Source organism: Halorubrum tibetense (assembly GCF_042661865.1).
GTDB classification, from domain to species: Archaea; Halobacteriota; Halobacteria; order Halobacteriales; family Haloferacaceae; genus Halorubrum; species Halorubrum tibetense.
In genome coordinates this window covers 1-1590 of record NZ_JBHSWW010000406.1, presented here as the reverse complement: position 1 = coordinate 1590, position 1590 = coordinate 1, and the positions used below count along the sequence as shown (strand labels likewise).

The following is a 1590-nucleotide window of genomic DNA, read 5'->3' as shown; positions in this document are numbered from 1 at the left end:
CGACCGCGGCCTGATCGTTGCCGGGCCCGCGGACCCGCCCGGACTCGACCCGGAGGCCGTCACCGCGCTCGCCCACGCCACCGGCTACCCGGTCCTCGCGGACCCGCTCTCCGGGGTCCGATACGGCGGTCACACCCGTGTCGCGCCCGTGATCGGGTCGTACGACGCGTACCTCTCGGCCGACCTCGCCGGGGAGAGAGGAGGGTGGAGGGACCCCGAGGTCGTCCTCCGGCTCGGCGCGTCGCCGACGTCGAAACCCCTGCGGAAGTACCTCGCCGCGACCGACGCCGACCAGTACGCCGTCGATCCCGCGGGGCGCTGGCGCGAGGCGGAGTTCGCCGCGACCGACCTGGTCGTCGCCGAGCCGAATCGACTTTGTGCACGCCTCTCACGGCTCGTTCCGGGGGGTGGCGGGGATACCGCGTGGCGCGAGCAGTGGGAGGAGGCCGACCGGATCGCCGAGCGGGAAGTCGACGGGGCCTCCGGGTTCCACGAGGGTGACGTCCTCCGAGCCGTCGCCGACGCGGTTCCGGATCCCGCCACGCTGTTCGTCTCCAACTCGATGCCGGTCAGGGATCTCGACCGGTTCGTCCCCCCGTCGACGACGAACCTCACCGTTCTCGGTAACCGTGGCGTCTCGGGGATCGACGGGATCGTCTCCGCGGCACTGGGTGCGGGGTCGGCGACGACCGATGACCTCACACTCGTCGTCGGCGACCTCGCGCTGTATCACGACACCAACGGGCTGCTCGCGATCGACCGCTGCGACGTCGACGTCACTGTCGTCCTCATCAACAACGACGGCGGAGGGATCTTCCACGCGCTCCCGATCGAGGGGTTCGAGCCGCCGTTCACCGAGGCGTTCAAGACGCCACACGGCATCGAGTTCGAACCGATGGCGGCGCTCCACGGGTTGTCCTACACGAGAGTCGATACCCGGGCGACGGGGGAAAGAAGCGTCGGCGGAAGCACCGGTGAATCCGACGACGGCTCCCGGTCGAACCGGCTCGAAGCGATCGAGGCGGCGTACGCCGAGGCGGCCGACGCCGACGGCTCGCACCTCATCGAGGTCCGGACCGACGCCGCGTCGAGCCATCGGACCCGCGAGCGGCTCGCATCGGCGGTCGACCGACGGGTTCGTGAGGCGCTCGGCGCGGACGGGTCCGAGACGGGCCACGACGGTAATCAAACGGACGCCACGGAGCCGGAGGACGGGAAGAAGGACACCGCGGAGCCGGAGGACGGGAAGAAAGACGCTACGGGGGGAGACGAGGGGGTGGGGCGATGAAACGGGAGTGGTTCGCGGTGCTCGGCGTCGGACTCCTCGTGATGTTCGGCGGGGGGACCGCGCTGTTCGGCACGAGCTTCTGGGCGAGCCCATTGCGGGCGGTCCAGGGGGTCCTCCTCATCGCCGGCGGTATCGTGTTCGTCTGGGGTGGCCGCGGCGAGGTGCGGTACGGGCTCGAACCGATCCGGCTGATCGGGCTCGGCAACGTCGCGCTCGGCGGGGTAGTGATTCTCAACGGCGTTTCGACGCTGCTCGGCGGGCTCCCGTCCGAGACGGCAGCGCTCACGGCTGCGCTCGCCGCG

General features: G+C 70.9%; 2 protein-coding genes. Both read left to right on the top strand.

Annotation, left to right across the window (positions count from 1 at the left end):
- On the top strand, positions 1–1288 hold a 1288-nt coding region (menD, locus tag ACFQEU_RS15595; RefSeq protein ID WP_379783651.1), incomplete at its 5' end, for a 2-succinyl-5-enolpyruvyl-6-hydroxy-3-cyclohexene-1-carboxylate synthase.
- Positions 1285–1590: hypothetical protein (locus ACFQEU_RS15590; RefSeq protein WP_379783649.1), on the top strand; the 306-nt coding region annotated here is incomplete at its 3' end. The genes menD and ACFQEU_RS15590, both read left to right, overlap by 4 nt.